The sequence below is a fragment of the Burkholderia sp. HAN2018 genome (assembly GCF_024704855.1).
Lineage (GTDB): Bacteria > Pseudomonadota > Gammaproteobacteria > Burkholderiales > Burkholderiaceae > Burkholderia > Burkholderia cepacia.
Genome location: NZ_QOBB01000103.1, coordinates 1 through 24143, shown reverse-complemented (window position 1 = coordinate 24143; position 24143 = coordinate 1). Strand labels below are relative to the sequence as shown.

The 24143-nt window shown below is 69.0% G+C and carries 23 protein-coding genes and 1 pseudogene; 11 read left to right on the top strand and 13 right to left on the bottom strand.

The genetic code is table 11. The features are described 5' to 3' along the window. The 4 genes from DPV74_RS23790 to DPV74_RS23775 all read left to right on the top strand — a co-directional run. Window positions 1-888 (top strand): carbohydrate ABC transporter permease (locus DPV74_RS23790; RefSeq protein ID WP_240440013.1); only part of this gene is annotated, 888 nt, incomplete at its 5' end. Then, window positions 885-1736 (top strand): carbohydrate ABC transporter permease, encoded by an 852-nt coding sequence (locus DPV74_RS23785; RefSeq protein ID WP_027789251.1) that lies wholly within the window; start codon window positions 885-887, stop codon window positions 1734-1736. The genes DPV74_RS23790 and DPV74_RS23785, both read left to right, overlap by 4 nt. Then, a complete protein-coding gene (locus tag DPV74_RS23780; RefSeq protein ID WP_027789252.1) occupies window positions 1733-2416 on the top strand; it encodes an HAD family phosphatase in 684 nt (227 codons plus the stop codon). Before DPV74_RS23785 ends, DPV74_RS23780 begins: the two co-directional genes overlap by 4 nt. A 69-nt stretch (window positions 2417-2485) precedes the next feature. Continuing rightward, complete coding sequence (locus DPV74_RS23775) at window positions 2486-3595, top strand: ABC transporter ATP-binding protein (RefSeq protein WP_059554412.1); 1110 nt, start codon at window positions 2486-2488, stop codon at window positions 3593-3595. Between the two features lie 13 nt (window positions 3596-3608). Here DPV74_RS23775 and DPV74_RS23770 read toward each other — a convergent pair whose 3' ends face one another. Beyond that, on the bottom strand, window positions 3609-4493 hold the full coding sequence (locus DPV74_RS23770; RefSeq protein WP_021159534.1) for a LysR family transcriptional regulator: 885 nt from the start codon (window positions 4491-4493) through the stop codon (window positions 3609-3611). 114 nt (window positions 4494-4607) lie between these two features. Here DPV74_RS23770 and DPV74_RS23765 point away from each other — a divergent pair, with 114 nt between their 5' ends. The 3 genes from DPV74_RS23765 (at window position 4608) to DPV74_RS23755 (ending at window position 7300) form a co-directional block, all read left to right on the top strand. After that, on the top strand, window positions 4608-5804 hold the full coding sequence (locus DPV74_RS23765; protein ID WP_119338053.1) for a serine hydrolase: 1197 nt from the start codon (window positions 4608-4610) through the stop codon (window positions 5802-5804). Continuing rightward, window positions 5801-7012: an MFS transporter gene (locus DPV74_RS23760; RefSeq protein ID WP_119338052.1), complete on the top strand. Its 1212-nt coding sequence runs from the start codon at window positions 5801-5803 to the stop codon at window positions 7010-7012. Before DPV74_RS23765 ends, DPV74_RS23760 begins: the two co-directional genes overlap by 4 nt. Before the next feature lie 87 nt (window positions 7013-7099). Then, window positions 7100-7300 (top strand): helix-turn-helix transcriptional regulator, encoded by a 201-nt coding sequence (locus DPV74_RS23755; RefSeq protein WP_276139093.1) that lies wholly within the window; start codon window positions 7100-7102, stop codon window positions 7298-7300. A 75-nt stretch (window positions 7301-7375) separates the two neighbouring features. Here the strand turns inward: DPV74_RS23755 and DPV74_RS23750 are convergent, their stop codons facing one another. The 3 genes from DPV74_RS23750 to dalD all read right to left on the bottom strand — a co-directional run bounded on the left by DPV74_RS23750 (window position 7376) and on the right by dalD (window position 11420). Beyond that, on the bottom strand, window positions 7376-8323 hold the full coding sequence (locus tag DPV74_RS23750; protein ID WP_119338050.1) for a sugar-binding transcriptional regulator: 948 nt from the start codon (window positions 8321-8323) through the stop codon (window positions 7376-7378). 122 nt (window positions 8324-8445) lie between these two features. After that, window positions 8446-9927 carry a xylulokinase gene (gene xylB / locus DPV74_RS23745; protein ID WP_060086445.1) on the bottom strand — a complete coding sequence of 494 codons (1482 nt, stop codon included), beginning with the start codon at window positions 9925-9927 and terminating at the stop codon, window positions 8446-8448. A gap of 83 nt (window positions 9928-10010) precedes the next feature. Then, entirely contained in the window at window positions 10011-11420 is a 1410-nt protein-coding gene (dalD, locus tag DPV74_RS23740; protein ID WP_119338049.1) for a D-arabinitol 4-dehydrogenase, read from the bottom strand. Between the two features lie 149 nt (window positions 11421-11569). Between dalD and DPV74_RS23735 the strand changes: the two are divergent. Beyond that, window positions 11570-12194: pseudogene (locus DPV74_RS23735) on the top strand (MFS transporter); the annotation flags it as partial. A gap of 18 nt (window positions 12195-12212) precedes the next feature. On the opposite strand, the gene kynA reads toward DPV74_RS23735, so the two are convergent. The 3 genes from kynA to kynB all read right to left on the bottom strand — a co-directional run bounded on the left by kynA (window position 12213) and on the right by kynB (window position 15157). Then, window positions 12213-13148, bottom strand: a complete 936-nt coding sequence (kynA, locus tag DPV74_RS23730; protein ID WP_060312468.1) for a tryptophan 2,3-dioxygenase — start codon at window positions 13146-13148, stop codon at window positions 12213-12215. 89 nt (window positions 13149-13237) lie between these two features. Continuing rightward, window positions 13238-14491 (bottom strand): kynureninase, encoded by a 1254-nt coding sequence (kynU, locus tag DPV74_RS23725; RefSeq protein ID WP_059688543.1) that lies wholly within the window; start codon window positions 14489-14491, stop codon window positions 13238-13240. Between the two features lie 24 nt (window positions 14492-14515). Further along, window positions 14516-15157, bottom strand: a complete 642-nt coding sequence (gene kynB, locus DPV74_RS23720) for an arylformamidase (RefSeq protein ID WP_027789262.1) — start codon at window positions 15155-15157, stop codon at window positions 14516-14518. A 130-nt stretch (window positions 15158-15287) separates the two neighbouring features. Between kynB and DPV74_RS23715 the strand changes: the two genes are divergently transcribed. After that, window positions 15288-15788, top strand: a complete 501-nt coding sequence (locus DPV74_RS23715; protein WP_006477992.1) for an Lrp/AsnC family transcriptional regulator — start codon at window positions 15288-15290, stop codon at window positions 15786-15788. Here the strand turns inward: DPV74_RS23715 and DPV74_RS23710 are convergent. The 3 genes from DPV74_RS23710 to DPV74_RS23700 form a co-directional block, all read right to left on the bottom strand. After that, the gene (locus DPV74_RS23710) at window positions 15775-16284 is read right to left on the bottom strand and encodes a flavin reductase family protein (RefSeq protein WP_021162543.1); all 510 of its coding nucleotides are present in this window, start codon (window positions 16282-16284) and stop codon (window positions 15775-15777) included. The genes DPV74_RS23715 and DPV74_RS23710 overlap by 14 nt on opposite strands. Before the next feature lie 305 nt (window positions 16285-16589). Next, a complete protein-coding gene (locus DPV74_RS23705) occupies window positions 16590-17255 on the bottom strand; it encodes a hypothetical protein (RefSeq protein WP_027789263.1) in 666 nt (221 codons plus the stop codon). Further along, window positions 17252-18658: a selenium-binding protein SBP56-related protein gene (locus tag DPV74_RS23700; RefSeq protein ID WP_060171847.1), complete on the bottom strand. Its 1407-nt coding sequence runs from the start codon at window positions 18656-18658 to the stop codon at window positions 17252-17254. The genes DPV74_RS23705 and DPV74_RS23700 overlap by 4 nt, the downstream gene beginning before the upstream one ends. 583 nt (window positions 18659-19241) lie before the next feature. Here DPV74_RS23700 and msrA point away from each other — a divergent pair. Then, window positions 19242-19802 carry a peptide-methionine (S)-S-oxide reductase MsrA gene (gene msrA / locus DPV74_RS23695; RefSeq protein ID WP_119338048.1) on the top strand — a complete coding sequence of 187 codons (561 nt, stop codon included), beginning with the start codon at window positions 19242-19244 and terminating at the stop codon, window positions 19800-19802. Between the two features lie 34 nt (window positions 19803-19836). Here the strand turns inward: msrA and DPV74_RS23690 are convergent, their stop codons facing one another. The 3 genes from DPV74_RS23690 to pdxH all read right to left on the bottom strand — a co-directional run bounded on the left by DPV74_RS23690 (window position 19837) and on the right by pdxH (window position 23136). Continuing rightward, window positions 19837-21126, bottom strand: a complete 1290-nt coding sequence (locus DPV74_RS23690) for a DUF72 domain-containing protein (RefSeq protein ID WP_119338047.1) — start codon at window positions 21124-21126, stop codon at window positions 19837-19839. A 23-nt stretch (window positions 21127-21149) separates the two neighbouring features. Beyond that, a complete protein-coding gene (locus DPV74_RS23685; protein WP_027789267.1) occupies window positions 21150-22370 on the bottom strand; it encodes a cyclopropane-fatty-acyl-phospholipid synthase family protein in 1221 nt (406 codons plus the stop codon). Window positions 22371-22491: 121 nt separating this feature from the next. Next, window positions 22492-23136 (bottom strand): pyridoxamine 5'-phosphate oxidase, encoded by a 645-nt coding sequence (gene pdxH, locus DPV74_RS23680; protein WP_027789268.1) that lies wholly within the window; start codon window positions 23134-23136, stop codon window positions 22492-22494. Window positions 23137-23264: 128 nt separating this feature from the next. Between pdxH and DPV74_RS23675 the strand changes: the two genes are divergently transcribed. Continuing rightward, window positions 23265-24122 (top strand): ThiF family adenylyltransferase, encoded by an 858-nt coding sequence (locus tag DPV74_RS23675; protein ID WP_027789269.1) that lies wholly within the window; start codon window positions 23265-23267, stop codon window positions 24120-24122. Window positions 24123-24143: the final 21 nt, after the last annotated feature.

Sequence of the window (24143 nt, the reverse complement as noted above, 5' to 3'; positions counted from 1 at the left end):
CCCGGCGCGCCGCGCCGCGCGCGCGGCGGCGCGAGCTGGCTCGTCTCGCCGTCCGTCGCGGTGCTGCTGCTGTGGATGTCGATCCCGCTCGCGATGACGATCTGGTATTCGTTCTCGCGCTACAACCTGCTGAACCCGGACGTGAAAGGTTTCGCCGGGCTCGACAACTATCGCTTCCTCGCGACCGATCCGTCGTTCCTGCCCGCGATCTGGCACACGCTCGTGCTGATCGGCGCGGTGCTCGCGATCACGGTGGTCGGCGGCGTGCTGATGGCCGTGCTGTTCGACCGCAAGTTCTACGGGCAGGGCGTCGCGCGCCTGTTCGCGATCGCGCCGTTCTTCGTGATGCCGACGGTGTCCGCGCTGATCTGGAAGAACATGATCCTGCATCCGGTGTACGGGCTCGTCGCGAACGCGATGCGCGCGCTCGGGATGACGCCGATCGACTGGTTCGCCGACTACCCGCTCACCGCGGTGATCATCATCGTCGCGTGGCAGTGGCTGCCGTTCGCGTTCCTGATCCTGTTCACCGCGATCCAGTCGCTCGACCAGGAGCAGAAGGAAGCCGCGCGCATCGACGGCGCGGGCCCGATCGCGATGTTCTTCTACATCACGCTGCCGCACCTGAAGCGCGCGATCGCCGTGGTCGTGATGATGGAGACGATCTTCCTGCTGTCGATCTTCGCGGAGATCTACACCACGACCGGCGGCGGCCCCGGCGATGCGACGACCAACCTGTCGTACCTGATCTACGCGCTCGGCCTGCAGCAGTTCGACGTCGGCCTCGCGTCCGCGGGCGGCATCATCGCCGTCGTGGTCGCGAACGTCGTGTCGTTCTTCCTGGTGCGGATGCTCGCGCGCAACCTGAAGGGGGAGTACGAAAAATGAGCGACCTGACCTTCGAAGGCCGGCGCGTGCCGGCCGTGTTCGACCTCGTGCGGCGTGCGCTGCCCGGCACGCTCGCGTGGCTGATCGCGCTCCTGCTGTTCTTCCCGATCTTCTGGATGGCGATCACCGCGTTCAAGACCGAGCAGCAGGCGTATGCGTCGACGCTGTTCTTCATGCCGACGCTCGACAGCTTCCGCGAGGTATTCGCGCGCAGCAACTACTTTTCGTTCGCATGGAATTCGGTGCTGATCTCGGCCGGCGTCACGGTGATCTCGCTGCTGTTCGCGGTGCCGGCCGCGTACGCGATGGCGTTCTTCCCGAACCACCGCACGCAGAAGGTGCTGCTGTGGATGCTGTCGACGAAGATGATGCCGTCGGTCGGCGTGCTCGTGCCGATCTACCTGCTGTGGAAAAACGCGGGGCTGCTCGATACCGTGTCGGGCCTCGTGATCGTCTACACGCTGATCAACCTGCCGATCGCGGTGTGGATGACCTTCACGTACTTCAACGAGATCCCGAAGGACATCCTCGAAGCCGGGCGCATCGACGGCGCGTCGACGTGGCAGGAGATCGTCTACCTGCTGATGCCGATGGCGCTGCCGGGGCTCGCCTCCACCGCGCTGCTGCTCGTGATCCTGTCGTGGAACGAAGCGTTCTGGAGCATCAACCTGTCGAGCTCGAACGCCGCGCCGCTCACCGTGTTCATCGCGTCGTACTCGAGCCCCGAAGGGCTGTTCTGGGCAAAGCTGTCCGCAGCTTCCCTGCTGGCGGTCGCGCCGATCCTGATCGTCGGCTGGCTGTCGCAGAAGCAGCTCGTGCGCGGGCTCACGTTCGGAGCCGTCAAATGAGCGCGAACGTCCTGATCTGCGATTGCGACGGTGTACTGATCGACAGCGAGGCCGTGGCGGCCGACGTGATCGTGCGCGAGCTCGACGCGCGCTGGCCGGGCGTCGATGCGCGGCCGGCCGTGATGCCGTTGCTCGGGCTGCGCATCGAGCGCGTGCTGGCCGGCGCGGGCGACGCCGTCGGGCGCACGCTGTCGGCCGGCGATGTCGACGCGATCCGCCGCGCGGTCGAGGCGGCGGCCGTCAACGCGCCGATGGTAGACGGCATCGATGCGGCGCTGGACGCGATTCAGTTGACGACGGCCTGCGCGAGCAACAGCTACCGCGCGTACGTCGAGGCGGCGCTGGCGCGCACGGGCCTCGCGCGCTTCTTCGGCGACCGGCTGTTCTGCGCGGATGCCGTCGCACGGCCGAAGCCCGCGCCGGACGTGTATCTCGCGGCCGCGCGTACGCTCGGCGTCGTGCCTGCGCAGTGCCTCGTGGTCGAGGACAGCGCGACCGGCATCACCGCGGCCGCCGCGGCCGGCATGACCGTGCTCGGCTTCGTCGGCGGCGGGCATGCGTCGGCCGCGCAGATCGACGCGCTGCGCGGGATCGGCGCGCGTCACGTATTCGACGACATGCACGAACTGCCCGGCTACGTCGCGCGCTGGCAGGCGACCGGCGCGGTGCTGCCGAACTAGCAACCACGAACGATTGCGCGCCGCGTCCGACGCGGCGCGTCTCGCATCACGAACGAACGGAGACAGATCATGGCAAGCGTGCTCCTGCGCAACATCGCGAAGCGCTACGACGAAACCGAAGTGCTGCGCAACGTGAACCTCGACATCGCCGACGGCGAATTCGTCGTGTTCGTCGGCCCGAGCGGCTGCGGAAAATCCACGCTGATGCGGATGATCGCGGGCCTCGAGGACATCTCGAGCGGCGACCTGCTGATCGACGGCGCGAAGGTCAACGACGTGCCGAGCGCGAAGCGCGGCATCGCGATGGTGTTCCAGTCGTATGCGCTGTACCCGCACATGACGCTGTACGACAACATGGCGTTCGGCCTGAAGCTCGCCGGCGCGAAGAAGCCCGAGATCGACCAGGCCGTGAAGAATGCCGCGAAGATCCTGCACATCGACCATCTGCTCGACCGCAAGCCGAAGCAGCTGTCGGGCGGCCAGCGGCAGCGTGTCGCGATCGGCCGCGCGATCACGCGCAAGCCGAAGGTGTTCCTGTTCGACGAACCGCTGTCGAACCTCGACGCGGCGCTGCGCGTGAAGATGCGGCTGGAGTTCGCGCGGCTGCACGACGAGCTCAAGACGACGATGATCTACGTGACGCACGACCAGGTCGAGGCGATGACGCTCGCGGACAAGATCGTCGTGCTGTCGGGCGGCGCGGTGCAGCAGGTCGGCACGCCGAACGAGCTTTACCACGCGCCGGCGAACCAGTTCGTCGCGGGCTTCATCGGGTCGCCGAAGATGAACTTCCTGACGGGCACCGTCGATTCGGTCGATGCCGGCGGCGTGCTCGTGCGCTTCGACAGCGGCGAGACGCAGCGCGTCGCGGTCGAGGCGGCGGGGCTGCAGCGCGGCGCGGCGGTGACGGTCGGCGTGCGGCCCGAGCACCTGAAGGTCGAAGCCGCGGCCACCGGCGTGGCCGCGCGGACGATGGCCGTGGAATCGCTCGGCGATGCCGCGTACCTGTATGCGGAGTCGGCCGTTGCGCCGGACGGGCTGATCGCGCGGATTCCGCCGCTCGACACGTACCGCACCGGCGAGGCGCTCCACGTGCACGCGCAGGCCGAGCACTGCCACCTGTTCGACGAACACGGCCAGGCGTTCCGCCGGCTGAGCGTGCACGCGAAGGCCGCATGACGGCCGGCCGCGGTCACAGCGGCAGGTGCGCGGCCATGTAATCGACGAACGCGCGCAGCTTCGGCGTCGGGTGGCGGCCCGACGGCCACAGCACGTAGACCGGCGTGCAGCTCGCGACGTGTTCGTCGAGCACCGCGCGCAGCGTGCCGTCCGCGAGCGCCTCGCGCACGAAGAAGATGGGCAGGCAGGCGATGCCGAGCCCGCGCAGCGCGAAGCACAGGCGCGCTTCCGCACTGTTGCTGACCATCGCGACCGGCACTTCGGGCGGCGTGCCCGCGCGCGGCACGCGCAGCGGCCAGGTCTCGAGCTTGCCGCTGGTCGGGAAACGGTAGTGCAGGCAGCGGTGCTGCGCGAGATCGGCAGGCGTGCGCGGCGTGCCGTGCCGGTCGAGATAGCCGGGGGACGCGACGAGGTGCTGGCGGAAGTGGCCGAGCAGCCGCGACGACAGCCGGGAATCCGAGGGCTGGCCGGTGCGCAGCACCGCGTCGAACCCTTCGTCGACGACGTCGACGAGCCGGTCGCTGAAATCGATGTCGAGCTCGATCTCCGGATACGCGGCCATGAAATCGGCGAGCACCGGCAGCAGCAGCGTGCCGATCGTCGGCAGGCTCACGCGCAAGCGCCCGCGTGGCGCTTCGGCACTGTGTGTCAGTTCCTGCTCGGCCGCGTCGAGCTCGGCGATCACGCGCCGGCACCGTTCGAGAAAGCGCGTGCCTTCGGCGGTCAACGTGATGCTGCGCGTGCTGCGGTGAAAGAGCCGCACCTTCAGCCGCGCCTCGAGCCGCGCGATGCGTTTGCCGATCGCCGAAGCCGATAACCCGAGCGCACGTCCGGCCGCGACGAAACTGCGCGTTTCCGCGACCTGAACGAACACGACGAAGCCGCCGAGGTTTTCCATGCGAGTTTCCGATTGCGGACGCCAGCGTCCGGATTGTCCGGAACTCTACCCCGGTTTTTCTTCTTGCGTCGGCTCCCTACGATGAGCGCTCGTTCATTGTCGAGAGGTCACGTCATGTCATCCCTGCCTGTCACCGCCTTGCGCGTGGAACCGGACGCCGCGCTGCGCCACCGGCTCGACGACGCGCTGGATCGCGCGCTCGCCGACGCGCGCATGGTCGGCGCGGTCGTGCTGGTCGCGCAGGACGGCGAGCTGCGTTATGCGCGCGCCGTCGGTCTTGCCGATCGGGAAGCCGGCACGCCGATGCGGGACGACACGCTGTTCCGCCTGTCGTCGGTCACGAAGCCGGTCGTGGCGGCCGCCGCGATGGGGCTGGTCGCGGCGGGGCGCATCGCGCTCGACGAACCGGTCACCCGCTCGTTGCCCGGATTCCGCCCGACGTTGGCCGACGGCACGCCTGCCGTCATCACGTTGCGTCATCTGCTGTCGCATACGGCCGGCCTCGGCTACAGCTTCCTCGAAGCGGACGGCGACGGCCCGTATGCACGCGCCGGCGTGTCCGACGGAATGGACCGCTCGGGTCTCTCGCTCGCCGAGAACCTGCGGCGCATCGCCAGCGTGCCGCTGCAGTTCGCGCCGGGTACGTCGTGGGGCTATTCGCTGTCGATGGACGTGGTCGGCGCGCTGATCGAGGCAGTCGACGGGCGGCCGCTCGCCGACGCGGTCGCCGCGCTCGTCACGACACCGCTCGGGATGACCGACACCGCGTTCGTCGCGCACGACGCCGCACGCGTCGCGACGCCTTACGTGAGCACGCCGGGCGCTCCGCGCCGGATGGCGGACGTCGATCTCGTGCCGGTGTTCGACGGCACGATCGGCATCCGCTTCGAGCCGGCGCGGGTGTTCGATGCCGATGCGTGGCCGTCGGGCGGTGCGGGGATGGTCGGCACCGCACGCGATTGCGTGACGCTGCTCGATGCGCTGCGCACGGGCCGCGACGGCTGGCTCGAACCCGCATGGGTCGACGAGATGGCGCGCGTCCAGCCGGGTGCGCGCGAACTGCGGGATGCGCCCGGTTTCGGCTTCGGGCTCGGGTTCTCGGTGCTGCGCGATCCGGTGGCCGCGCAGTCGCCGGAGTCGGTCGGCACCTGGCGCGGGGGCGGCGCGTACGGGCACACGTGGTTCGTCGACCGCGCGGCGGGGCTGACGGCCGTCGCACTGACCAACACGCTGTACGAGGGCCTCGACGGGCGGATCGTGACCGCGGTGCGCGATGCGGTCTACGGCGTCGAAACCGGGAGCGCGGCATGAGCGACTGCACGACGATCGATGACGAGCTGGCCGTTCAGCCGGTGCAGGCCGGCGCGCGCCTGCCTGTTGCGAACCTGCTGGCGCTCGCGACGGCCGCGTTCATCACGATTCTCACCGAGGCGCTGCCGGCCGGCCTGCTGCCGCTGATGAGCACCGACCTGCGCGTGCCCGAGGCGCTGATCGGCCAGCTCGTGACCGTGTATGCGCTCGGCTCGATCGTCGCGGCGATTCCGCTCGTCGCCGCGACGCGCGCGATGCGCCGGCGCACGCTGCTGCTCGCGGCGCTGGGCGGCTTCGTCGTGTCGAATGCGCTGACGGCCGTGTCGCCGTACTACGCGCTGACGCTCGCCGCGCGCTTCGTCGCGGGGATGGCGGCCGGGCTGCTGTGGGCGCTGCTCGCCGGCTACGCGAGCCGGATGGTCGATGCCTCGTTGCGTGGCCGGGCGATCGCGGTCGCGATGCTCGGCGCGCCGGTCGCGATGTCGATCGGCATTCCGGCCGGCACCGCACTCGGCGCGGCGCTCGGGTGGCGCGTCGCGTTCGCGGGTATCACGCTCGCGGCGCTCGTGCTGATCGGCTGGATCCGTTGGCGTCTGCCCGATTATCCGGGGCAGCCGGCCGGCGCGCGCGAGCCGGTGCTCGGCGTGATGACGCTGCCCGGCGTGCGGCCGGTGCTGACCGTGATGTTCGCGTACGTGCTGGCGCACAACATGCTGTATACGTACGTCGCGCCGTTTCTCGCGGGCGTGCGGATGGGCGCGCAGGTCGATGCGGTGCTGCTCGTGTTCGGTATCGCGTCGCTGGTCGGCATCGCGCTGACGGGCGCGTGGATCGGCGCCGCGCAACGGCGGCTGACGCTCGCCAGCATCGCGTTGTTCGCCATCGCGGCGGCGATGCTCGGCGCCGGTTCCGGCATGGCGATCGTCTATGCGGGTGTCGCGCTGTGGGGGCTCGCGTTCGGCGGCGCGCCGACGCTGTTCCAGACGGCCGCCGCGAACGCCGCGGGAGAGGCGGCGGATGTCGCGCAGTCGATGCTCGTGACGGTGTGGAACCTCGCGATCGCGGGTGGCGGAATCGCGGGCGGGATGCTGCTCGGCGCAACGGGGGCGGGCGCGATTCCGTGGGTGCTCGTCGCGCTGCTGGCGGCCGCGTGGGTCGGCGCATGGCGGGCTCGCCGGCATGCGTTTCCGGCGCCGCGCGCCGCGTGAGTGTGCAGGTGCGGGCGCGATTCAGATTGCCCGCATGCCCGGCGCCGTCCTGGCGCGCGCCTCGTCGTTGCCACGGCGATGCCGGAGGTGTGCCAGACGCTGACGGCGCGCGAGAAGGAGGGGCTGAAACGGACTGCGGCAGGCAAGACGTATGCCATTATCGGATTGATTCTGTCCATCTATGACCGGACTGCGCAGTTTCACCTGATGAACGTGATGCGCAAGCTTCGTGCGGCCAACAAGGCGGAGGCCGTCATGAAGGCCACGATGCCCGGGTTTCTGCAGTGATGCCCGGTTTGTCCGCACGCGTCGGCGATCCGCCGTGCGGCGACCGCGTGCGGTGACGGGAAGCCGGCACGCCGGCTACGCTTCCAGCGCCGCCCTCGCGCACGTCTCGTCGGTGACGAGCCCCGACATCCAGCCGCCGCGCAATGCGGCGATCACCGCATCGCGTTTCTTCGGGCCGCCCGCGAACGCGATCGTCGGGCGCTTCGGCGGCGTGGCGAGCGACACGCTCGTCACGCGCGTGCCGGTCGACACATCGATCAGCTTGCCTTGCGCGTCGATCGGCACGCCGAGCAGTTCGGCCACCGCGCCGAGCGCGGTCATCTCGTCGCGCTCCTGTGCGGTGATGAAGCCGTCTTCGTAGAGCGGGCAGTGCGGGCCGATGTTGCCGATCCCGACGAACGCGACGTCGGCCTGGCCCGACAGCGCCTCGACGATCCGGTACAGCCGGTGATTGCACCACTGAGCGCGCTCGGCGGCGCTGTCGGCGAACAGCGGCGCGGGCAGCAGGAAGTGCTTGCTGCCGGTTTTCTCGGAGATGTACTGCGCGACGTCGTAGCGGTTCGACGAACCGTCGGCCGCGATCGCGCCGACCATCGACACGAGGCGGTGCTGCGGTCGGTCGATCTGCGCGATCTGTGCGACCGCGGCCTTCAGCGTCCGGCCGCTGCTGACCGCGATCACCATCGGCCGCGTTTCGTTCAGGTAGCGCTCCATCACCTGCGCGCCGGCGACGGCCAGCTTGCGGTCGATCGCGTCGGGCGCATCGGCATCGACGGGCACGACTTCGCACATCGCGAGGCCGTAGCGCTTCGACAGCTGCGCGCCGAGATCGAGGCAGTCGGCGAGCTGGTGGTCGACGCGCACGCGGATCAGGTTCTTCTCGACCGCGAACGCGACGAGGCGTTGTGCGACCGGGCGCGACACCTGCAGCTTTTCCGCGATCTCGTTCTGCGTGTCGCCCGCGACGTAGTAGAGCCACGCGGCACGCGTGGCGAGATCGAGTTTTTCTGAGGACTTGGACACGATAGCGATTCGGTTCGGGGCTGGGGGGCCGCCCGCGGACCGGCCGGCGGGCCGCATGACGGCATCCACTGTACCGCATGTCGCGCATGCGGCCGACGGTCGGCGCGCGTGACAGGCGGCGCTTACGCGAGCCGTGCGCGCGACGGTTCGTACAGCGGCCGCACGTGGCGGTACAGCGAACGAAACGCATCGAGGCGTTCGCGCAGCAGCGCATGGCGGGCGGCATCCGGCGCGTATTCGGCCCGCACCGGCGGCTTGGCCAGCACCGCATGCGGATCGCCGCCGACAGCCAGCCAGCCGAGCCGCGCCGCGCCGAGCGCCGCACCCGTTTCGCCGCCGCCGTGCTGGCGCGTGCGCACGTTCAGCGCATCGGCGATCAGTTGTGCCCAGTACGCGCTGCGCGCGCCGCCGCCGATCAGCGACAGCTGGGCGGTTTCGACGCCGGCCGCATGCAGCGCGTCGAGACCGTCGGCGAGGCCGAGCGTCACGCCTTCGAGCACCGCGTAGCCGAGATGCGCGCGTTCGGTCGCATGCGTCATCCCGAAGAACACGCCTTGTGCGTACGGATCGTTGTGCGGCGTGCGCTCGCCGGACAGGTAGGGCAGGAACAGCGGGGCCGTCGCGAGCGCGTCGGCGTCGAGCGCCTCGACTTCGGCGAGCAGGGCGGGCTCGTCGGTGCCGGTCAGCTTGCAGACCCAGCGCAGGCAGCTCGCGGCCGACAGCACGACGCTCATCAATTGCCAGCGATCGGGAATCGCATGGCAGAACGCATGCACGGCCGATGCGGGGTTCGGCATGAAGCGATCGCCGACCACGCTCAGCACGCCGGACGTGCCGAGCGACACGAAGCCGTCGCCTGCGTGGATCGCACCGATGCCAAGCGCGCTCGTTGCGTTGTCGCCGCCGCCGCCGGCTACCACGACCGCCTCCGACAGCCCGAGTTCGCGCGCGATGTCCGCGCGCAGCGTGCCGGACGGCGCATTGCCTTCGACGATGCGCGGCATCTGGTCACGCGTCATTCCGCACGCGGCGAGCAGTGCGTCGGACCAGTCGCGGCGCGCGACGTCGAGCCACAGCGTGCCGGCTGCGTCCGACGGGTCGGACACCTTCGCGCCGGTGAGCCGGAACCGCAAGTAATCCTTCGGCATCAGCACGCAGGCAGTCGCCGCGAACACATCGGGCTCGTGCTTCGCGACCCACAGCAGCTTCGGCGCTGTGAAGCCCGGCATCGCGAGATTGCCGGCGAGGGCGTGGAGATCGGGCGCGCGTTCGGTGAGCAGCGCGCACTCGTCGGCGCTGCGCATGTCGTTCCACAGGATCGCGGGGCGCAGCACGCGGTCGTCGCGGCCGAGCAGCACGGCGCCGTGCATCTGGCCCGACAGGCCGATGCCGCGCACGGCTGCGAACGCTTGCGGATGCCGTGCGCGCAATGAGGCGAGCGCGGCGAGCGTGCCTTGCCACCAGTCGTCCGGATGCTGTTCGGCCCAGCGCGGATGCGGCCGCGACACGGTGAACGGCGAGCCGGCGGTGCCGACGACCGTGCCGTCCGGGGCGAGCAGCAGCACCTTCACTTCCGAAGTGCCGAGGTCGATGCCGAGATACATGAGCGATCCGTTCCGTCAGTGGGGACTCGCTACTTTAGCCGCGCGGCCGTGCACGTGCCAAGGCAGGTTCGCCCCAATGCGCGTCAGCGCGCCGCGAGCCATGCATCGACCCGCGCGAGCCCGGCGCGCAACGCCTCGACCAGCGCCGGGTTGCCGGCGAGCGAACCCCACAGCGCGCGGCTTGCGCACAGCGCGGCGACCTGGTCGTCGGCCTCCGGATGGCCGGACCCGACGATCGCACGCGCGGCGCTTTCGTCCATCACGCCGTCCTGGTACGCATACGGCAAGGTGCCGCGCGCCCAGCGTTCGAGAAAGCGCAGGAACAGCGCGGGCAGCACGGCGGTGGCGACCGGCGCCGCGCCGCGTGCGAACGATTCGACGAGCGTCGGTGCGATGAAGCCGGGGATCTTCGAGAAGCCGTCGGCCGCGACGCGCTGGTTCGTGTCGAGTACGTACGGGTTGCCGAAGCGTTCGAGCACGACGTCGCGGTAGCGCGCGAGATCGAGCGGGCTCGGCGTCAGGCACGGGATCACGTCCTGCGTCACGTAGTCGTGCGCGAAGCGCCGGATCGCCGCGTCATGCGTGCCTTCGTGGATATACGTGTGGCCCGCGAGCGTGCCGGCCCACGCGATGCAGCTGTGCGTCGCGTTGAGGATGCGGATCTTCGCTTCCTCGTACGGGTGCACGTCGTCGACGAGTTCGGCGCCGGCCAGCTCCCAGCGCGGCCGGCCGGCCGCGAAGCGGTCCTCGATCACCCACTGGATGAACGATTCGCCCATCACCGGGCATGCGTCGTCGATGCCGGTGGCCGCCAGCACGCGCTCGCGCACGTCGGCGGTCGGGCGCGGCGTGATGCGGTCGACCATCGCGCTCGGCGTCGCGACGTTCGCATCGAACCACGCGAGCAGGTCGGCCTGCCCGCGCCGCTCGAGGAATTCGCGCATCCCCGCGCGAAAGCGCGCACCGTTGTTGCGCAGGTTGTCGCAGCTCTGCAGCGTGAGCGGGCCCGCGCCGCGCTTCACGCGTTCGGCGAGCAGCGCCGCGAGCGCGCCGTACAGCGTCGTGCGCGCACCCTGCAGGTCGGCCGCGAGATCCGCATTCGCGACGTCGAGCCGGTTGTGTTCGTCGAGGTAGTAGCCGCCTTCGGTGACGGTGAACGACACGATCCGGCAGGCCGGATCGGCGCCGGCGTCGATCAGCGCGGCGAGATCGATCGACCAGGGCAGCACGCGCGTGATCGCGCGGATCGTCTCGTACGCGCGCTCGCCTTGCGGCGTGACGGTCTCGAGCGTGTATTCGCCGTGCTGCGCGGCGAGCGCGTCCATCGTCGCGCGCATGTCGTCGCGGATGTTGCCGACGGTCAGCGACCAGCGCTCGTCGGGCGGCACGGCCGCGTTCACGCGATGCAGATACCACGCCTGGTGCGCGCGGTGAAACGAGCCCGCGCCGATGTGCAGCAGCACGGGCGTGCGGGCGGAGGGCGATGCGCTCATCCGGTGTCTCCTGTTCGTGCCAGATTTTCCTGCCGAGTACGAATACGATCATTTGCTCTTTGTGTGAACTAATGATCGTATTCGGGCGAACGAAAGTCAAGGCGGGGAAACGGCATTTCGATGGTGCGCTGCGGCGGCGGGCGGAATGAGCGGGCGGTCAGGCGCGCAACACGATCGCGCTGTGGTGCGCGTTCTTCATGCGCCTGCTCGCCGTGTATGCGGCTTCAACTGGCTGCCGACGATGCTGGCCGCGAGCGGGCTGAGCGTGTCGGTCGCGGGGACGGGGCTCACCGCGTACAACCTCGGCGGCGTGATCGGCGCGCTGCTGTGCGCGTGGACGATCGCGCATGCCGGGTCGCGCTGGCCGCTCGTGCTGTGCAGCATCGGCGGCGCGGCGAGTGCGGTGTGGCTGATGGGGTCGATGCAAGCCGCCGCACGGGCTGGCTGATCGTCGGGCTCGGGCTGCACGGGCTGTTCGTCAACGCGGTGCAGTCGACGATGTATGCGCTCTGTGCGTACATCTACCCGACCGCCGTGCGCGCGACGGGTACCGGAAGTGCGCTCGCGTTCGGCCGGCTCGGCGCGATCCTCAGCGCGTTCGCGGGCGCGATCGTGATCACCACGGGCGGTGCCACGGCCTATCTGACGATGCTGGCGATCGCGATGCGCATCGTCTGCGTCGCGCTGCTCGCCGTGCGGCGGCATATCCCGCGACTGTCACGTACGGCGGCGCAGCCGCGCGAAGGGGAGGAACTGGCCCGCACGTCGTCGTGACGGCGGGCGAGTGGTGCGTTACAGCGTGGTGCGCACGTGCCAGAGCTCGGGGAACAGCACGACGTCGAGCATCTTGCGCAGGTACGGCGCACCGCTGGTGCCGCCCGTGCCCTGCTTGAAGCCGATGATGCGTTCGACGGTCGTCACGTGACGGAAGCGCCACTGGCGGAATGCATCCTCGAGATCGACCAGTTCCTCGGCCATCTCGTAGAGCTCCCAGTGCTGCTGCGGGTGGCGGTACACCTCGAGCCACGCGGCTTCGACCGTTTCGTCGTGCTGCGTCGGCTGCGTCCAGTCGCGCTCGAGCCGCGCTTGCGCGATCGGGAAACCGCGCCGCGCGAGCAGGCGGACGACCTCGTCGTAGAACGACGGCGCTTCGAGCGTCGCGCGCACCTGTTCGAGGATGTCGGGCCGGTGCGCATGCGGCTGCAGCATCTGCACGTTCTTGTTGCCGAGCAGGAATTCGAGCTGGCGGTACTGATACGACTGGAAGCCCGACGACTGCCCGAGATACGGCCGCATCGCCGAATACTCGGACGGCGTCATCGTCGACAGCACGTTCCACGCCTGCACCAGTTGCTCGAGGATCCGCGACACGCGCGCGAGCATCTTGAACGCGGGCGGCAGCGCGTCGGTGCGCACCGCGTCGAGCGCGCCGCGCAGCTCGAACAGCGCGAGCTTCATCCACAGCTCGCTCGTCTGATGCTGGATGATGAACAGCATCTCGTTGTGATCGGGCGACAGCGGATGCTGCGCGTCGAGGATCGAATTCAGCGACAGGTAGTCGCCGTAGCTCATCGACTTCGAGAAATCGAGCTGTGCGTTGTGCCAGCCGGCTTCGCCCGAAGCATCGCCCGGCACGTGCGGCGCTTCGTGTGCCGCTTGTGCGGAATGGGCGGCGCGTGCGCCCGAGAACGGGCAGCCCGCCGGCGCGTCGCCGCCGGGCGGCTGCATATGACCAGAATTCACGACTATCTCCAGATTTGAATGACGGGGCGCGGCGCGCAATCCGCGTGACCGCGGTGCGCGCCGGGCAAGGCCGGTCAGGTCACCGCGCCGCGTTCGGCGAACTCGGGCGCCTTCCAGGCGTCGGTGGCGAGGATGTCGCGCAGCGTCTCGACGGCATCCCACACGTCGACGAAGCGCACATAGAGCGGCGTGAAGCCGAAGCGCAGCACGTACGGCTCTCGGTAGTCGCCGATCACGCCGCGCGCGATCAGCGCCTGCATCACCTCGTAGCCGTGCGGATGCTCGAAGCTCGCCTGCGAGCCGCGCTGGTGATGCGCGCGCGGCGTGACGAGCTTCAGCGACAGGCCCGCGCAGCGTGCTTCGACGAGCGCGATGAAGGCATCGGTCAGCGCGAGCGATTTGCGGCGGATCGCCTGCATGTCGGTTTGCAGGAACACGTCGAGCCCGCATTCGACCATCGACATCGACACGATCGGCTGCGTGCCGCACAGGAAGCGCGCGATGCCCGGATCGGGCGCGAAGCCCGGCTGCATCGCGAACGGTGCGCGGTGGCCCCACCAGCCGGACAGCGGCTGCGAGAAGTGTGCGTGATGACGCTGCGGCACCCACACGAATGCGGGCGAACCCGGGCCGCCGTTCAGGTACTTGTACGTGCAGCCGACCGCGCCGTCGGCGCGCGCGCCGTTCAGGTCGACCGGCACCGCGCCGGCCGAGTGCGCGAGGTCCCACAGCATCAGCGCGCCCGCGTCGTGCACGAGCTGCGTGACGGCCGGCATGTCGTGCATGTAGCCGGTGCGGTAATTCACGTGCGTGATCATCGCGACGGCCGTGTCCGCACCGAGCGCGGCCGGCAGGTCGGCCGGATCGTCGATCAGGCGCAGTTCATAGTTGCCGCCGAGCTGCTCGATCAGCCCCTGCGCGATATACAGGTCGGTCGGGAAGTTCGAGCGCTCCGACACGATCACGCGGCGCTCGGGCGCGCGCTCGGCCTGGTGGCGCAGCATCGCCGACAGCAGCTTGAACAGGTTGATCGAGATGGTGTCGGTGACGACCGTTTCGCCCGGCGCGCCGCCGATCAGCGTCGCGAGCTTGTCGCCGAGACGGCGCGGCAACGCGAACCAGCCGGCCGTGTTCCAGCTGCGGATCAGGCCTTCGCCCCATTCGGCGCCGATCACCTGCTGCGCGCGGGCGGCCGATGCGCGCGGCTGCGCGCCGAGCGAGTTGCCGTCGAGATAGATCACGCCGTCGGGCAGGGAGAACTGGTCGCGCAGCGGGGCGAGCGGATCGTCGCGGTCGAGCGCGAGTGCGTCTTCACGGGTCTTGATCATGATTTGAGTCGTCAGTCGGGGTAATCAGGAGGCACGCGCGGACAGCGCGCGCAGCACCGCGCGCACGGGGCTCGCGTCGAGCGTCGCGAATTTCAGCGGCAGTGCGATCAGTTCGTAGTCGCCGGGCGGCACGTCGTCGAGCACGATGCCTTCGAGGATCGCCATCCGGTGCGCGCGCACGCGGTGATGCGCATCCATCGTCTTCGATTCCTGCGGGTCGAGCGACGGCGTATCGATGCCGATCAGCTTCACGCCGTGCGCGGCGAGCAGGTCGACGGTCTCGGGCGCGACCGCGCAGAAGTCGCTGTCCCATCGTTCGACGCTGGCGCGTGCATACGTGCGCAGCAGCACGCGCGGCGGCACGCCGTCGAGCGCGGCCGCGACATCGGCCGGCTGCACGACCGGCGATGCGCCGATGCAATGGATCACGCGGCACGGGCCGAGATAGGTGTCGAGCGGCACGGCGCCGATCGGCGCGCCGTCGGCGTCGTAATGCAGCGGCGCGTCGCAGTGCGCGCCCGTGTGCGGCGACAGCGTCAGGCGTGCGACGTTGACCGGCGAGCCGGCCTCCATCCGCCACACGCGTTCGACGGAAACCGGCGTATCGCCCGGCCACACGGGGGTGGCGGGGCTGACAGGCGGCGAGATGTCCCAGAGGGTGTCCATGGCATGACGATTCGGTGAGTCGATGCTTCGAATGATAGGTGGACGCTCGCAGAAAGTGCTTGCGAAATAAACATGGACAAACCGCCGGATTGGCAGATAATTCGACTCAGAGGGAAAACGGGGACCAAAAATGCACGCGATCACGCTCGATGCCACCGACTGCCGGATTCTGGCGGTACTGCAGGAAGAGGGCAGAATCAGCAATCTCGACCTGGCGGAACGCATTTCGCTTTCGCCATCCGCCTGCCTGCGCCGCATGCGCCTGCTCGAGGAGCAGGGTGTGATCGAGCACTATCGCGCGTGCCTGAGCCGCGAGAAGCTCGGCTTCGAGCTCGAGGCGTTCGTGCAGGTATCGATGCGCAACGAAGAAAATCAATGGCACGAGCGCTTCGCGGAAGCGCTGCGCGAATGGCCGGAGGTGGTCGGCGCGTTCGTCGTGACGGGCGAGAGCCACTATCTGCTGCGCGTGCTCGCGCACAACCTCAAGCACTACTCGGATTTCGTGCTGAACCGGCTCTACAAGGCGCCGGGCGTCATGGACATCCGTTCGAACATCGTGCTGCAGACGCTGAAGGACGAAGCCGGCGCGCCGGTCGGGCTGGCGCGCACGGGAGCGATCAAAGCGGTGTAAGGCCGTGGAAGCCGCCGCCGTGGAACACGAGCGGCGGCGTCGTGTCCGATGCGGCGCGCACGCCGCAGCGTTCGACCTCGCCGACGAAGATCACGTGGTCGCCTTCGTCATAGCGGCTGCGGTTGTGGCATTCGAACCATGCGAGCGCGCCGTCGAGCACGGGCATCCCGGAGTTGCCGGCCGCATGCGCGATTCCTTCGAAGCGGTCGCCCTTGTAGGTCGAGAAGCGCTTGCACAGGTCGAGCTGCGAGGCCGCAAGTACATTCACCACATAGTGGCTGTTGCCGCGGAACACGGGCGTCGACGCCGATTTGTGCGCGAGGCTCCACAGCACGAGCGGCGGATCGAGCGATACCGAGTTGAACGAGCTGGCGGTGATGCCGATCAGCTGCCCGGACGGCGCGCGCGTCGTGATCACCGTCACGCCCGTTGCGAACTGGCCGAGCGCTTGCCGGAAAGCGGCCGAGTCGAAATCCGGGGGATTGGCCTGGCTCATCGGGCAGCCATCCGGAACGAGACGGGCGGGCGCGGCGCGACGCGAGCGGGGCGGGCACGGCGGACGAAAGGCGACAAGGCGGTCGATGGGGAAGGGGTGCGCATGGCCCGATTTTAGCGGAATCGGGGCCGCCGGGCCCGGCCAGGCGGCGCATCGAGGGGGCAGGGTGACGTAGCGAACACTGCGGCGCGCGGCAGGACGGGCAATCGCGCGCGGCCGGTAACGCCGTTCTGTCGCGTTTTTCGAACGGGGCCGCCGCGCGGTCCTGCGCAGTTGCATCTCCCCGCCGCCGATCCCCGCGCCATCTATCGCGCCGCCGCCAGTCCGAGCGACAGCGCGCCCGTCACGATCAGGCTAGACGCCCACACCGCATCGAGATTGAACCAGCTCCGCGACACGAACTTCAGCCCGAGATAGCGGTACACGAGCCACGCGAGCCCGCCGCCGGCGCCGATCATCGCGATTGCATGCACGGCCGCGACAACGAGCGCCATCCCGAGATGCGCATCGACGAGCGTGGCCGCCGCCCGGTGGCCGGCGTCCCGGTCGAGCCCGCAGAGCCCGAGGTAGATCGGCACCAGCATCAGCCCCGCGCCATGCGCGATCGCGACCGCGAACGACCACAGGCCGAGCCGCGCGGGCGGGATCCGCGCGAGCGCACGCGGATGCCGGCGCCGGATCAGCAGCACGGCGCCGAAGCCGATCACGAGCGCGCTCGCGCCGATCCGGATCGCCGATTGCCAGGCAAGCAGCGCGGCGAGCAGCCCGAACGGCAGCATCACCGCGAAGACCGCGAGCGCATGGCCGAGCGCGAGATAGCCGAGCGCCGCGACGAGCGCACCGCCGCGGCGCGTCATCAGCGCGTTCGACACCGCGAGCGGCCAGCCCATCGCGGGGTTGAGCCCGTGATACACCCCGCTCGCGAGCACGGCCGCCCACAGCGCGAACTGGGCGTGAAGGCCGGCGTTCAACGCTTGACCGACGGATAGCAGAACGAGTCGGTCGAGCAGTCGCCGCCTTCGAGCCGGATCTGGTGCGCGCGATAGCCTTCGGGGAACTCGACCCAGTAATCGTCGGCGAGCGTCAGCCCGCCTTCCGGCCCCGCATGCGCGAGCACCTGCGCGGCCGGCACGCCATCCGGATAAAACTGGTCGTCCCACGTCGAATAGAGCGAGTTGGTCCAGTACACGCGCCGGCCGTCGCGGCTGATCTCGACCATCTGCGGGCCGCCCGCGAATGCGCGGCCGTTCGAGTGCGGCGCACGGCGCGCGATGCCGCCGATGCGGACCGATCCCGCGAGCACCGGGTTGTGCGGGTCCGATACGTCGTACTGGCGCATCTCGCCGGTGCCCCAGCACGACACGTAGAGGAAGCGGTCGTCGAGCGACAGGTCGATGTCGGTCACGAGCGGCGGCACCGCGCCGAACGATTTCAGCAGCGGCGGCAGTTCGTCGGCCGCGGCCGGCTCGGCCGGGATGGTCGCGGTCTTCTTCACATGGAACTTGCCGCCTTCGCGCCACCAGGTCCAGATCGAGCCTTCGAGATTCGTCGTATCGACCACGACGCCGACGAACCCGTATTCGCGCACCGGATCGTGCGCGGGCCGCACTTCGAGCGCCATCTGGTGCTGTGCGCCGAGATCGATCGTCTGCACGTTGCGCCGCGCGCGCAGGTCCCAGAAATGCAGCCGGTGCCCGTATTTGTTCGCGAGCAGGTCCTCGGGCACGATGCCGTTCTCGAATTGCGGCGGTAGCGCCCATTCGCTCGACACCATGTAGTCGCGCGGCAGGTTCCACCAGAAGTCGTAGTGCTTGTCCTGCGGGCCGCGGTCGATCTCCCAGCGGCCGAGCACGTCGAAGGTTTCGCAATCCATGATGAAGATGCCGGGCGCGCCGTCGGTGCCATCCTTGCCCGCGCCGCCCAGTGTGCTCACATAGATGCCTTCGGGGCCGCAGTGAACGGTGTGCGGCCGCGAATAGCCGGTTTTCGAGAAGATCTCGTCGGGCTCGACGATCTTGTGGATGCGCGCCTGCGTCGGATGCGGCTTCGTGTCGATCACGTAGATGCGCGACGAACGCAGGCCGGGGATGATCAGGAAGCGGCGTTCGAGGAACGCATGGCCGGTCAGCGGCGACAGCGACGACGAACAGGCATTCCAGCCGAAGTGGTGAAACTCGTCGCCGGTGTTGGGCATCGTCACCGTATGCACGATTTTTCCGTAGGTCGTCGAGCCGGGCTTCACGTCGATCACGGCGAGCGCGTCGGGTCTGGAAAAATCGGGGCTCAGCAACAATGTATAGGCAAACTCTTCCGCCGGCGCCTGCATCGCAAGCTCGGGCGAAGCGTGAAACGTCGGGTCAGGTCGCATGCTCATGGTGATGCCCTCTCGATGGGTTCGGATCGTTGACGCACGGCCGTTCGTTGCGGGCGTGCGGGTCGGGGTTGCCGCGCGGCGCGCGTGGCGCCGGCAGGCGCGATCGGCAGGCGGATGCACGCGTCGGCGACACGTGCGGCGCGCCGTGCATCAGATCGTGAAAGCGGAGAAAGGCGGTGTTCCGGATCGCCGCACGCGGGGCGAGACGGACGCACGGCAAGGGAATGGCACGGTCGAAGCGGCAGCCCGCGATGCGGCGACGGCCGGGCGAGTGATGCGGGTGATGTCTGTTAAGGCATGCATATCGATGTTCCGGCAGATGATGTTTGCATCAGGGTCGGGCACGCATCGGGCGCTTTGCGCGAGGCAGCGGGTTTGCCGCCGCGCTCGCGCGTGCCTAAGTGTAGACGAGAAAGCGGGCGGCCGGTCGTGCGCGGTACCTGTGCAACCTGTCAGGTTCGCGCGCGAGTGAGATACTTGCCGCAGTGCCGTTGCGACCCGCCCCCGGGTGGGCAGCGGCGAGACGGAACGGTGGCGCCGGCGCATGCGTGCCGGCTGCCGACATCAACGCAGGACTGATTTCATGGTGAACGAGATGCTTGAAACCGCGACATTGGGAGGCGGGTGTTTCTGGTGCACGGAGGCGGTGTTTCTCGACGTCGACGGCGTGACGGCCGTCCAGTCGGGCTACGCGGGCGGCCATACGCGCAATCCCGGCTATCGCGACATCTGCGAAGGCGACACGGGTCACGTGGAAGTCGTCAACGTGACGTTCGATCCGGCGCGCATCGGCTATCGCGAGATCCTCGAGATCTTCTTCGCGACGCACGATCCGACCCAGTTGAACCGGCAGGGCAACGACGTCGGCACGCAGTACCGTTCGGTCGTGTTCACGCATTCGGACGCGCAACGCGACACGGCGCTCGACGTGATCCGCGAGCTGGAGCGCGAGCAGGTGTTCGGGCAGCCGATCGTCACGCAGGTCGTGCCGCTCGACGGCAACTACTGGCCGGCCGAGGATTATCACCAGAACTATTACGCGCGTAACCCGGGGCAGGGCTACTGCTCGGTCGTGATCGGGCCGAAGCTCGCGAAATTCCGGCAGAAGTTCTCGCACCGGCTGAAGTCGCTGCGCGGCGCGTAAGCACCGGAACGGCGGGAGCCGGCGCGAATGGGCGTCAGGCCGCCTCGTTGCGCCACTGCGCGCACGCGGCGGCGATCTCGCGCGCGAGCGCGATGCACGACAGCGGCGCGGAGCCTTCCGCCTTGTTGTTGATCGTGATGATCACCGGCTGCCCGGCCAGCGCATAGCGCGCGGCCAGTTCGGCGAGCGCCGAGCGCGTGGCCGGATCCTCGTCGACGAGCTTGTCGAACGGCTCGTATTTCGCTTTCGCCTGTTCGTACTTGAAGCCGCTGTGCAGGCTCCAGCGCACGATCAGCGGGCCCGGCGCGTCGCCGTCGAGCAGGGCGAGCGCGGCCGCCTGGCGCAGCGCGTCGGGCATCCGCGCGTGCAGGCCGACGCAGTAGCGCACACCGAGCGCGGCGAGCGCGCGGATGAAACGCGGCGTGAGCAGGCTCGCGTCGCGAATCTCGATCGCATAGCGGGTGCCGTCGGCGTCCGGCGGCAGCGGCGGCAGCGCCGCGAAGAACGCGGCGAGCCGGTCGATCAGCGCGGCCGGCTGCGCGAGCAACTGGTCGGGCAGCGGCGAGAACTGGAACACGAGCACACCGGCTTTCCGGCCGAGCCCTTCGAGGCACGGCTGCACGAACTCGCGGGTGGCGAGCTGCGCGTCGAGGAAGGTCGGGTTCGGCCCCGACGGCTCGCCGCGCCGGCCGCGGATGACCGCGTCGGTCACGGAGGCCGGCGCCTTCACGACGAAGCGGAAATCGTCGGGCACCTGCTGCGCGTAGCGCAGGTAATCGGCGACCGACAGCGGGCCGTAGAACGACCGGTCGAGGCTCACGCTCTTCAGCAGCGGATGTGCGCCGTACGCTTCGAGCCCTTCGCGCGACAGCTTGGTCTGCGCGAAATCGCCGTCGTAGACGATGCCGTCCCAGCCGGGGAAGTACCACGACGACGTGCCGAGCCGAACGTTCGGCGGCAGGCCGGCCGCCGCGTCGGCCACCGCGGGGGCGATCGGCGCGGGCAGCACGCCGCGTCGGCGCCGGCCTTTCTTCGGCGGCGCGGCTGGCGGGGACGGTTCGTCCCACAGCAGGCCGGAAGCGGCAGGCGGTGTTTCGTCGGAAGAACGCGAGCGGGAGCGCGGTGCCGGCTGCGCGTCGTCACGCGCGTCCGGTTTCACGTGTTCGTCGGTGCGGGCAGGCGGGCCGTCGTCCTCGGGCGACGCGCGTGCAGCGTCGGCCGGCACGCCGAACAGGTCGAATTGCCCGTCGGCGTGCGGCGCGTGCGCGTCGTCGTGCTGCTGTCGTTCCGGCGGCCCCTTGCGCCGCGTCCTGCCGTCACCCATGCATGCCCAGCGTGAAGCGCCGCCTAGCGCGGCAGCGCGTGTTCGTACATATAGCGCCGCGACCACGGCAGCGTTTTCGCGCTGCGTCCGGCCTTGCGGCACACGATCTGGAAGATCGACACGTCGTCGTGCTCGAACGCATACGCGCAGCCGGCGAGATACACGCGCCAGATGCGGAATTTTTCGTCGTCGACGAGTTGTCGCGCCGCTTCTGCCTTCGCCTCGAAGTTTTCCGTCCAGATGTCGAGCGTGCGCGCATAGTGCCGTCGCAGGCTTTCGACGTCAATCGCTTCCAGGCCGCCGCGCTGCGCGGCTTCCAGCGCGAGGCTGATGTGCGGCAGCTCGCCGTCCGGGAACACGTAGCGGTCGATGAACTCGCCGCCGCCGAGCGCGGTTTCGCCGCTTTCCGCGTCGGTCGACGTGATCCCGTGGTTCATCGCGATGCCGTCGTCGACGAGCAGGTCATGAATCCGCGTGAAATAGAGCGGCAGGTTCTTGCGCCCGACGTGCTCGAACATCCCGACACTCGTGATGCGGTCGAACTGGCCGTCGATCTCGCGGTAGTCCTGCAGCCGGATCTCGATCCTGTCCTCCAGCCCGGCCGCCTTCACGCGCGCGGTCGCGAGGTCGAACTGGTTCTGCGACAGCGTGACGCCGAGGCACTGCGCGCCGAACTTCTGCGCGGCGCGCAGCACGAGCGCGCCCCAGCCGCAGCCGATGTCGAGCAGGCGCTGGCCGGGCTCGAGCTGGATCTTCGTCAGGATGTGGTCGATCTTCTTGATCTGCGCGGTGGCGAGATCCTCGTCGCCGTTCTCGAAGTAGGCGCACGAGTACACCATGTTCTCGTCGAGCCACAGCTTGTAGAACTCGTTCGAGACGTCGTAGTGATACTGGATCGCCTTCTTGTCGGTGCTCTTCGTGTGATTGAAGTAGCGCTTCACGCGCGCGAGCTTGCTCGCGCTCGTCACCGTGCTGCGCGCGAGCGAGTAGCCGATGTTGATGATGTCCGACAGCTTGCCTTCGATGTCGATCTTGCCCTTCACGTAGGCCTCGCCGAGATTGTCGAGGCTCGGTTCGAGCAAGAGCGGCAGCGCCGACGCGCTGTTCACCTTCAGCGTGACCTGCGGCGCGCTGAAGGTGCCGAAATCGAGTTGGTCGCCGTTCCACAGCACGAGGCGCGCCGGTATGTTCGCTTTCGCCCGTACTTCGTCCGCCCACTGTGCCAGCTTCTTTTCCCAGAACATTTGGATTCTCCGTTTGTTCGTTGAATCGAATACAGCCAAGTATCTTGACCGGCGCCCGCGGCTTGCGCGGCGGGCGCCCGGATGCAACACGAGACACGACCGGCGTGCGCCGGCGCCGCGCTTACGGCGACAGGCGCGAGATCGACCAGCCTGACGAAGCGTTGGCGTCGCGCGTATAGAGCAGACGGTCGTGCAGCCGCGACGGGCGGCCCTGCCAGAACTCGATCGAGTCGGGCACGAGGCGGTAGCCGCCCCAGTGGGGCGGGCGCGGCGGGTTGTCGCCGTAGCGTTCGCTGACGGCCTTTTCCTGCGCTTCGAGCGTCGCGCGGCTGTCGATCACCGCGCTCTGCTCGGACGCCCATGCGCCGATGCGCGAGCCGAGCGGGCGCGACGCGAAATAGCGGTCGCTTTCCTCGGCGCTGGTTTTCTCGATCCGGCCTTCGATGCGCACCTGGCGCTCGAGCTCGATCCAGTAGAACAGCAGCGCTGCCTGCGGATGCGCGGCGAGGTCGTGCCCCTTGCGGCTTTCGTAATTGGTGAAAAAGACGAACCCGCGTTCGTCGACACCCTTGATGAGCACGATGCGTGCCGACGGCCGGCCGTCGGCGCCGACGGTCGCGAGCGTCATCGTGTTCGGCTCGGGCAGCTTGGCGGCAAGCGCCTCCTTGAACCAGCGGTCGAACTGGGCGAACGGGTCGTGGGCGACATCGGCTTCGTCGAGCGAAGCACGCGAATAATTGATGCGGAGATCGGCGAGAGTCGTCATGTTATGCAAACGCTTCAATCTGGAACCATTGTAGCCAACGCGCAAGAAACGTGCGTGCACAGTGGCGCGTGCGAGCGGGGAGTTCAGGCAAAATAGAGGGCTGCACGACTTACGTTTTCCTTGCTGCCATGCCCGCCGCCGACACCGCCCCGCCCAGTTCTTCTGATCTTACCCCGACCCCGGAAATCCAGCTTGACGTGGATCGCGCGCGGCGCTTCGGCGGCGTCGCGCGGCTGTACGGCGCGCCGGCCGCCGCCGCGTTCGAGCGCGCGCACGTCGCGGTGATCGGGATCGGCGGCGTCGGGTCGTGGGTGGCCGAGGCGCTCGCACGCAACGCGGTCGGCACGCTCACGCTGATCGATCTCGACAACGTCGCGGAAAGCAATACGAACCGGCAGATCCACGCGCTCGACGGCAATTACGGCAAGCCGAAGGTCGACGCGATGGCCGAGCGGATCGCGCTGATCGATCCCGCGTGCCGCGTGAACCGGATCGAGGATTTCGTCGAGCCCGACAACTTCGATGCGCTGCTCGGCGGCGGTTTCGACTACGTGATCGACGCGATCGACAGCGTGCGCACGAAGGTCGCGCTGATCGCGTGGTGCGTCGCGAAGCGTCAGCCGCTCGTCGTGGTCGGCGGCGCGGGCGGCCAGCTCGACCCGACGCGCATCCGGATCGACGATCTCGCGCTGACGATCCAGGATCCGCTGCTGTCGAAGGTGCGCGCGCAGTTGCGCAAGCAGCACGGCTTTCCGCGCGGGCCGAAGGCGCGTTTCAAGGTCAGCGCCGTGTATTCGGACGAGCCGCTGATCTATCCGGAAGCGGCCGCCTGCGATCTCGAGGACGGTGCGGAGCCGTCCGCGGCCGCGCACGTCGCGGGGCTCAACTGTGCGGGATTCGGTTCGAGCGTGTGCGTGACCGCGAGCTTCGGCTTCGCGGCCGCCGCGCATGCGCTGCGCGCGATCGCGGCGCAGGCCGCCGGCTGAGCGCGCGACACGCGGGCGCGG

Excerpts from the sequence above, each read along its gene's own strand:
- DPV74_RS23785 (WP_027789251.1), top strand. The coding sequence starts at position 885 with ATGAGCGACCTGACCTTCGAAGGCCGGCGCGTGCCGGCCGTGTTCGAC.
- DPV74_RS23780 (WP_027789252.1), top strand. The coding sequence starts at position 1,733 with ATGAGCGCGAACGTCCTGATCTGCGATTGCGACGGTGTACTGATCGAC.
- DPV74_RS23775 (WP_059554412.1), top strand. The coding sequence starts at position 2,486 with ATGGCAAGCGTGCTCCTGCGCAACATCGCGAAGCGCTACGACGAAACC.
- DPV74_RS23770 (WP_021159534.1), bottom strand. The coding sequence starts at position 4,493 with ATGGAAAACCTCGGCGGCTTCGTCGTGTTCGTTCAGGTCGCGGAAACG.
- DPV74_RS23765 (WP_119338053.1), top strand. The coding sequence starts at position 4,608 with ATGTCATCCCTGCCTGTCACCGCCTTGCGCGTGGAACCGGACGCCGCG.
- DPV74_RS23760 (WP_119338052.1), top strand. The coding sequence starts at position 5,801 with ATGAGCGACTGCACGACGATCGATGACGAGCTGGCCGTTCAGCCGGTG.
- xylB (WP_060086445.1), bottom strand. The coding sequence starts at position 9,927 with ATGTATCTCGGCATCGACCTCGGCACTTCGGAAGTGAAGGTGCTGCTG.
- dalD (WP_119338049.1), bottom strand. The coding sequence starts at position 11,420 with ATGAGCGCATCGCCCTCCGCCCGCACGCCCGTGCTGCTGCACATCGGC.
- kynA (WP_060312468.1), bottom strand. The coding sequence starts at position 13,148 with ATGCAGCCGCCCGGCGGCGACGCGCCGGCGGGCTGCCCGTTCTCGGGC.
- kynU (WP_059688543.1), bottom strand. The coding sequence starts at position 14,491 with ATGATCAAGACCCGTGAAGACGCACTCGCGCTCGACCGCGACGATCCG.
- kynB (WP_027789262.1), bottom strand. The coding sequence starts at position 15,157 with ATGGACACCCTCTGGGACATCTCGCCGCCTGTCAGCCCCGCCACCCCC.
- DPV74_RS23715 (WP_006477992.1), top strand. The coding sequence starts at position 15,288 with ATGCACGCGATCACGCTCGATGCCACCGACTGCCGGATTCTGGCGGTA.
- DPV74_RS23710 (WP_021162543.1), bottom strand. The coding sequence starts at position 16,284 with ATGAGCCAGGCCAATCCCCCGGATTTCGACTCGGCCGCTTTCCGGCAA.
- DPV74_RS23700 (WP_060171847.1), bottom strand. The coding sequence starts at position 18,658 with ATGAGCATGCGACCTGACCCGACGTTTCACGCTTCGCCCGAGCTTGCG.
- msrA (WP_119338048.1), top strand. The coding sequence starts at position 19,242 with ATGGTGAACGAGATGCTTGAAACCGCGACATTGGGAGGCGGGTGTTTC.
- DPV74_RS23690 (WP_119338047.1), bottom strand. The coding sequence starts at position 21,126 with ATGGGTGACGGCAGGACGCGGCGCAAGGGGCCGCCGGAACGACAGCAG.
- DPV74_RS23685 (WP_027789267.1), bottom strand. The coding sequence starts at position 22,370 with ATGTTCTGGGAAAAGAAGCTGGCACAGTGGGCGGACGAAGTACGGGCG.
- pdxH (WP_027789268.1), bottom strand. The coding sequence starts at position 23,136 with ATGACGACTCTCGCCGATCTCCGCATCAATTATTCGCGTGCTTCGCTC.
- DPV74_RS23675 (WP_027789269.1), top strand. The coding sequence starts at position 23,265 with ATGCCCGCCGCCGACACCGCCCCGCCCAGTTCTTCTGATCTTACCCCG.